Raw genomic sequence first — 7,749 nt, forward strand, 5'->3', positions numbered from 1 at the left:
TCCGCACCGGTGTCCCAACTTCCCGATAATCCCGCGAGTCCCGGGTATTTCTAGCCACGGATGAATATAGATGTCGTCGAATGGGAAAATAACCTTGCCTTGATCCGCGAAAATCCGTGCCCATTCGTGGCTTACATCCGATTCAGGCGCCTGCTCGATCTACGCCGGCTGGGTACGGGCCGGCGGTGGCGAGCGCCGGCGCAGGAGTTGCAGCCCGGCCACCAGCCCCAACAAGGCCAGCGCCGGCAGGAACATCCATTCCTTGGGCGGCCGCGCGACGGGCAGCTCCAGGTGGGTGATGCGGAAGCCCTGCTCGATCCCCAGCTTCTCCGCCCGGCTGCCGAACTGCACCTGGACCACTTGGAACGATTTCCCGTCGGCGTCGGGAATCACCCGCACGCCCGCGGCTGCCAGCCGCTCCCGGGCCGGCCCCGGCTCTCCCAGGGGCAGCAGCACCCCCTTGCTCACCTCCTCCCCTTCCAGGGTCGTGCCCTCGATCCACACCCGCAGCCCGGCCTTAGCCGGCTGTTGCTCCACCACCTGCAAGAGCCGGCTGCCTGGGACCTCCTCGTACGGGGGATAGAGCATGTCCCAGAAGAATCCCGGCCGGAACAGGGTGAACGTGACCAGCAGCAGCAGCGCCGACTCGTGGAGCCGGTTGCGGGTGAGGAACCACCCTTGGGTGGCGGCGGCGAACATGAGGTTGGCCACGATGGCGCTCCCGATGGTGAGGAAAAGCTGCCACCAGGTGGTGATGTCGATCAACAACAACTGGGTGTTGAAGATGAACATGAAAGGCAGGATCGCCGTGCGGATGCTGTAGCCGAAGGCGGTGATGCCGGTCTTGATGGGATCGCAGCGGGCGATTCCCGCCGCGGCGTAGGAGGCGAGGCCCACGGGCGGCGTCACGTCCGCCATCAGGCCGAAATAGAACACGAAGAGGTGCACCGCGATCAGGGGTACCAGCAGACCTTGCTGGGCTCCCAGCTCCACCACCACTGGCGCCATCAGGGTGGACACCACGATATAGTTGGCGGTGGTGGGCAGGCCCATTCCCAGGATCAGGCAGATCACCGCCACCAGGAAGAGCATCAAGAGCAAGTTGCCGCCGGAGAGGATCTCCACGAACTCGGTCATCACCAGCCCGATGCCGGTGAGGGTCACGGTGCCTACGATGATGCCGGCCGCCGCCGTGGCGATACCGATGCCGATCATGTTGCGCGCGCCGTTCTCCAGACCCTTGACCAGGTCCTTGAGACCTTGCAGCGCCGCCGTCCCATAGCCCCCTTGGCCGCGGAAGAACGCTTGGATCGGCCGCTGGGTGAGCAGGATAAAGATCATGAAGGAGGTGGCCCAGAAGGCGGAGAGCCCCGGCGAGAGGTGCTCCACCATTAGGCACCAGATGAGCACCACCACCGCCAGCAGGTAATGGAGCCCCGTCTTGAGGGTTGGCCCGGGCTCGGGCAGCACCTCCAGGGGAGCGTTGGGATCGTCCCGGGCGAGAGGCGGAAAGCGGCAGCCGTACCACAGCAGTCCCAGGTAGACTGCTGCCATGAGGAATGCGATCACCAGGAGGGACGCGTCTCCCGCCGCGCCCTTGATCCACCCCAGGGTGTAGTAGACCAGGCCCGAAAGGACGATCAGCCCCGCGACAGTCATGGCGAAGGCGAGGGCGCGTTGGAGGAACGTGGACTGGGTACGCTGGGGCAGCCCCCGGATGTCCGCCTTGCACGCCTCCAGGTGCACGATGTAGAAGAGGGCGATGTAGGAGATGACCGCCGGCAGGAAGGCGTGCTTGATCACGTCGGCGTAGGGGATGCCCACGTACTCCACCATGAGGAAGGCGGCGGCCCCCATCACGGGCGGCATGATCTGGCCGTCCACGGAGGCGGCCACCTCCACCGCCCCCGCCTTGTCCGGTCGGTAGCCTACCCGCTTCATCAGGGGAATGGTGAAGGTGCCGGTGGTTACCACGTTGGCAATGGAAGAGCCGGAGATCACCCCGGTCGCCGCGGAGGCCACCACGGCCGCCTTGGCGGGCCCGCCCCGCAGGTGGCCGAGCAGAGAGATGGCGGACTTGATGAAATAGTTGCCCGCGCCCGCCGTCTCTAGGAGGGAGCCGAAGAGCACGAACAGGAAGATGAAGCTGGTCGACACGCCCAGCGCCACCCCGAACACGCCTTCGGTGGTGAGCCACAAGTGGGACATGGCCTTTTCCAGGGAGGCCCCTTTGTGGGCGATCGCCTCCGGCATATAGGGCCCGGCGAAGATGTAGCCGATGAAGACGAGCGCCAAAATCACCAGCGGCAGCCCCAGGGTGCGCCGGGCCGCCTCCAGCAAGAGGGCAAGCCCAAGGACCGCCACCACCAGGTCCTGGACGATGGGGATGCCGGGCCGGGTGGCCAGCTCCCGGTAAAAGAGAAAGATGTAGAGGGCGCCGAACGCCCCCGCCAGAGCCAGAACCCAATCCAGGGCGGGGACGTATTTACGCGGCGATCCCTTGAACGCGGGATAGGCGAGGAAAGCGAGGAAGACAGCGATCGCCAGGTGGATGGAGCGGGCCTCGGTGTCGTTGAGGACGCCGAAGCCCACCGCAAAGGGCAGGGGCGAAGCGTACCAGAGCTGGAACAGAGACCAGCCGATGGCCACCGTGAACAGAATTCTGGCGGCGAGGCCCGTCGGCTTGCGCCCGCCGGTGTCGGTCTCGGCCACGAGGGCTTTAAGCTCTTGCTCGCTGAGCCCTCTCTCCCGATTCTCCGCCGTGGCCATCGCCTCCTCCTCGTCAGCCCGCAAAAAGCAAGGGGCCGTTACTCGATAGGATACGGCCCCTTGGGATTTCTCAAGAAACGCCTCTCGGACGGGCTACATCCAACCCTTCTCCTTGTAATAGCGTACCGCCCCGTCGTGCAGCGGAGCCGACAGGCCGTCCTTGATCATGCGCTTGGGATCCAGGTTGGCGAGCGCCGGGTGCAGCTTCTTGAACTCCTCGAAGTTGTCGAACACCGCCTTCACCACCTGGTACACCACGTCCGCCGGCACCTTGCTGGAGGTGACCAGGGTCGCCAGCACCCCGTAGGTGGGCACCGGGTCGGGGTTGTTGTTGTACAGCCCCCCGGGGATCTCCACTTTCGCGTAATAGGGATTCTCCTTCACTAGCTTGTCCACCGCCGGACCGGTGAGGGGCACCAGCCTGGCGCCGCAAGTGGTGGTGGGGTCCTGGATGTTGGCCGACGGATGGCCCACGGCGTAGAAAAAGCCGTCGATCTTGTTGTCGCACAGGGCCGCCCCGTGCTCGTCGGCTTTCAGCTCGGAGGCTAGGGAGAAGTCGGAGAGCTTCCAGCCCAGGGCGTTCAGCAGTTCCTCCAGGGAGGCGCGGGTTCCCGAGCCCGGGTTGCCCACGTTGAAGCGCTTGCCCTTCAAGTCCTCGAAGCGCTTGGCGTTCAACTCCTTGCGCGCCACCACGGTCATCGGCTCGGGATGGAGGGAAAACACCGCGCGCAGCTCCTTCATAGGGCCCGCGTCCTTGAACACCTTGTCGCCGTGCCAGGCGTGGTATTGCCAGTCGGACTGGGCCACGCCGAAATCCAGCTCGCCAGCGCGGATGGTGTTGATGTTGTAGACTGAGCCGCCGGTGGACTCCACCGAGCAGCGCATTCCATGCTTCTGCCGGTCCTTGTTCACCAGGCGGCAGATGGCGCCGCCCGCGGCGTAGTACACCCCCGTGACCCCGCCCGTGCCGATGGTGATGAACTTCTGCTGGGCCGACGCCGGAGCCGGTCCCAGGCCCAGGGCGCCTGCGAGCAGGGCCGCCCCCAGGAGCGGCAGTTTTTTCGCGCTTGTCGTCCTCATGGTCTCTTCCTCCAGTGGTGATGATGGTCGTCGATGATCCGCCGGGCCCGGGAACGGGCTTCTCCACGGGCCGCCGGCGCGGGCCTCCGGACCGGAATGCCTCCCATGACGTCAGGGTGGGAGCCCGGCAGGGCGGGCTCCCGGCGGGTTCGAGTGTACCACGCGCCCCCGAGCGCCGCGGAGGGCGGACGGGTCAAAGCACCTCTCCTCCTACCAGCGTACCCGATGCGGGAGCCTCGACCCGAGGGTAGCCGGACGACGTCAGGGCCGCCTCCAGGGCCGCGGCCAGCCGGTCCACGATTTCCGCCACGTGCCCGGCGCCGATGATGAACGGAGGCGCAAGGAGCACGTGATCCCCCAGCTTGCCGTCCAGGGTCCCTCCCATAGGGTAGCAAGCGAGACCCCGCGCTAGGGCCTCCCGCTTCACCGCGGCGTGGAGCTTAAGCGCCGGATCGAACGGCCGCTTGCTCGCCCGCTCTTCCACCAGCTCCAACCCGAGGAGCAGCCCCCGGCCGCGGATATCGCCCACGTGGGGGTGATCCCCGAGGCGCTCCGCCAGGGCCGCTCGCAACCCCTCCCCCTGGCGGCACACGTTCTCGAGCAGGTTCTCTTCCCGGATCACCCGCTGCACCGCCAGGGCCGCGGCGCAGGCAACCGGATGCCCCATGTAGGTGTGGCCGTGCTGGAAGAAGCCCGAGCCGTCCCGGATCGCTTCGAAGATGGGCTGGCGCACTATCACCGCGCCGATGGGTTGGTAGCCGCCCGCAAGCCCCTTGGCCAGGACCACCAGGTCCGGCACGATTCCCTCCTGCTCGCAGGCAAAGAGGGTGCCGGTGCGTCCCATACCGCACATCACTTCGTCCAGGATCAGCAGGATGCCGTAGCGGTCGGTGAGCTCGCGTACCCGCCGGAAGTAACCCGCCACCGGCGGAACAGCGCCCAGGGTCGCTCCCACCACCGGCTCGGCCACGAAGCCGATCACCGTATCGGGTCCCAAGCGCAGGATCTCCTCCTCCAGTTCTCGGATCAGGCGGTCGCAGTATTCGGCGTCGCTCTCCCCTTCCCCCTTGCCCCGGTAGGCGTAGCAGGGGGAGACATGGGAGACCTTGATCAGGAGCGGTCCGAACTGGGCCCGCCGCCACAGGTTCCCGCCCACCGAGAGAGCCCCCAGGGTGTTGCCGTGGTAGCTCTGGCGTCGGGCGATGAAGTGGCGCCTTTGGGGCTGTCCGATCTCGAGAAAGTACTGGCGGCCTAGCTTGAGGGCCGCCTCCACCGCCTCCGAGCCCCCCGACACGAAATACACCCGGGTGAGGTCCCCCGGCGCCGCCTCGGCAAGGCAGTCGGCGAGACGCTCCATGGGCTCATTGGTGAAGAAGGAAGTGTGGGCGTAGGCGAGCCGCCGGGCCTGCTCCTGAATCGCCTGGATGACGGCGGGATGGCCATGGCCCAGGCAGGAGACGGCGGCACCGCTGGAGGCGTCCAGGATGCGGCGGCCTTGCGCGTCCACCAGGTACGGCCCCTCGCCCCCCACCGCCATGGGAGGATCCAACCGGGCGTTGCGGTGAAAGACGTGGCTCATGGTTTCAGCTCGCCGGCAGGGAAGACAAAAGAGGAGAAGCCCCGCGCAACTCGGACACTTTACGTCCCTCCCTCCAAGGGTTCGGAGGCCCAGCCGGGAGGAGCGACCCCCTCCGGAGGCGGCACGGGAGGCGGCAATCCCCGCGCCGCCCAGCGAAACAACAGCCGCAGGGCGCCGTTGGAACCTGCACAGAGGGAAGTGATGGCCACCGTGGCCCGCACCGCGCCGCGGGAGATCTTGACCTGATCCCCCCGGCTGAAGGCCAGGCGCCCCTTGAGGTTTGCCAGGGTGAGCACCGCCATGCCCAGGGCCCACAGGCAGAAGCGCCGGATGCCCTCCTCCCGTTTGGGGACGAACAGGGTGTAATCGAGAGCACGCTCCAGATGCCATCGGGCCACGCCGATCAGGTATTCCATTCCTCGCCGGAAGCCCGCTTCCCCCGGCGTAAGGGCGCCGAGATCGCAGCCCCGCTCCTCGAACACCGCGCGGGGCAGCCAGCAGGCGCCCCGGGAGCGGTCCTCCCACACGTCCTTGAGGATGTTGGTCATCTGCAGCCCCTGGCCGAAGGACAGGGCGAGCTGGCGCAGCTCCTCTCGCCGCGGCGCCAGCTCCTGAATCCGCTGGCAGAAAAGCTCGGTGAGCATCTCCCCCACCACGCCCGCCACGCAGTAACAGTAGCCGTCCAGGTCCGCCAGGGTTTCCAGCCCCCGGGAGCCGCCCTGGGCCTGGAAGCGCGCCATGCCTTCCGTCATCACCCGCACGCAGCGCTCGATGGCCGCCCGCTGGGGCGCTGCGAAGGCACGGGCGATGGCCACCACCCGGGCCGTGTGGGCCACCAGGTCCCGTTCTGCCGGGGACGCCCGGGGCGACAGGCGGGCGGACAATTCGGCCGCAAAGGCCTCGCCGGGTTCCCGGCCTTCCACGACCCGGGCGAAGCGGCGCAGGAAGCGCAGCTTGTCCTCCACCGGGAGGTGAGGATCATCCTCCACCGTGTCGGCGATGCGGCACAGGAGATAGGCGTTGCCCACTGCGATGCGCAACCAGGCCGGCAACTCGGGAATGGTCAGGGCGAAGGTGCGGGAGACCCCGGCGAGAATGCGGTCTTGATATTGGAGGTCGGACGCTGGGATGGACATGGGATCGCGAGCGCTCGGGAAAGCGGCCCACCCCGGGAGGCAGGACCGCCATGCGGGAAGTATAGTCGCCCTCGCTCCCGGGCGCACCACCGTATGGGTAAGGCGGCCGGGCGGGTTAGCGGCTTTCGACGTGGGGAACAAAGCAGCGCGGAAATCCCCGCGCATCGGCATCCCGACCCGTAAGAACCCTTGGGCCTCCCCGTCTAACCTATCGTTGGATCTTCCTCGAGGAAGAAGAGAATAAGCCGATGAAAAAACCGCGACAGGGGACGGGGCTGTTTTTCCTCGGGATCGGCATAGCGTTGGGGGCGGCCGCCGAAACGGTCGTCACGCCACCGGCCCAGCCCAACGGCATCCATCCGCAGACCGGGTTCAGCCGGCAGAGCGCCTGGAAAATGGGCATCGGGAGCGGCTTGCGCAAGGATGCGATGGAAGTGGCAATTGCGGTCGGCGCAGGACCCGGCAGCAATGCCTTCGGCAGCAGGCGCACCCACGATCTCGCCCTCGTTTCGGGAAGTGTCGGCTGGATCTTTAGCGACTTGGTGGGCCGGGACAGGTGGTGGCGAGGCAACTTCGAGTTGGTGGGAGAACTGTTTTCCGGCTTGCAGTTCCACCCGAACGACCGCTATTTCGTCGGGCTCACGCCGCTGCTACGCTACAACTTCGCCACGGGCAGCCGCTGGGCGCCGCTCATCGACCTGGGCGCCGGCGTGTCGGTCACCAACATCGGGAAGCCGGACTTGAGCTCCAAGTTTCAGTTCAACGTCCAAGGAGGCGCCGGGGTCCGTTACTTCATCCGGGACGACATGGCCGTTACGGTACTATACCGCTACCTCCATTTTTCCAACGCCGGGATTGAAGAACCCAACACGGGCACGAACACCCATACGTTGCGGATCGGACTCAGTTGGTTTTTCTGAGGCGGCGTTCCCAGTCTCGAACCTGATCGCTGCGCTGACCGCCATGGCTAACGCCACTGGGCCGTAACATGGCAAAATGGCTTGGGATTTGAGCGCGCCCAATGAGCCACAACACTTGGATTCACCGCTTCGTGCGCCTGGGCGTGCGCCCTCTGGCGGCGACGCCGATAGCGCCCAACCACCTGACCACGCTGCGACTGGCGACCGGCCTGGGCGCCAGCGCCCTGTTCGCCGTCGGCGGCGCCGCGGCCCTGGTCTGGGGGGC

At 66.8% G+C, this 7,749-nt stretch carries 5 protein-coding genes; 1 reads left to right on the top strand and 4 read right to left on the bottom strand.

Annotated features, from left to right (window positions below; genetic code table 11):
• Positions 1–159 precede the first annotated feature (159 nt).
• The 4 genes from ACTFO6_RS13435 to ACTFO6_RS13450 all read right to left on the bottom strand — a co-directional run bounded on the left by ACTFO6_RS13435 (position 160) and on the right by ACTFO6_RS13450 (position 6,564).
• The gene (locus ACTFO6_RS13435; protein ID WP_439934953.1) at positions 160–2,769 is read right to left on the bottom strand and encodes a TRAP transporter permease; all 2,610 of its coding nucleotides are present in this window, start codon (positions 2,767–2,769) and stop codon (positions 160–162) included.
• Positions 2,770–2,862: 93 nt separating this feature from the next.
• Complete coding sequence (locus tag ACTFO6_RS13440) at positions 2,863–3,849, bottom strand: TAXI family TRAP transporter solute-binding subunit (RefSeq protein ID WP_439934954.1); 987 nt, start codon at positions 3,847–3,849, stop codon at positions 2,863–2,865.
• Positions 3,850–4,042: 193 nt separating this feature from the next.
• Complete coding sequence (locus ACTFO6_RS13445) at positions 4,043–5,428, bottom strand: aspartate aminotransferase family protein (protein ID WP_439934955.1); 1,386 nt, start codon at positions 5,426–5,428, stop codon at positions 4,043–4,045.
• A 59-nt stretch (positions 5,429–5,487) separates the two neighbouring features.
• On the bottom strand, positions 5,488–6,564 hold the full coding sequence (locus ACTFO6_RS13450; protein ID WP_439934956.1) for a phytoene/squalene synthase family protein: 1,077 nt from the start codon (positions 6,562–6,564) through the stop codon (positions 5,488–5,490).
• A gap of 248 nt (positions 6,565–6,812) precedes the next feature.
• On the opposite strand from ACTFO6_RS13450, the gene ACTFO6_RS13455 reads away from it, so the two are divergent.
• Positions 6,813–7,484 (top strand): acyloxyacyl hydrolase, encoded by a 672-nt coding sequence (locus ACTFO6_RS13455; protein ID WP_439934957.1) that lies wholly within the window; start codon positions 6,813–6,815, stop codon positions 7,482–7,484.
• The last annotated feature ends 265 nt before the right edge of the window (positions 7,485–7,749 follow it).

Origin of the sequence: Pelomicrobium sp. G1, from assembly GCF_051905455.1 — a bacterium.
Taxonomy (GTDB): domain Bacteria; phylum Pseudomonadota; class Gammaproteobacteria; order Burkholderiales; family UBA6910; genus Pelomicrobium.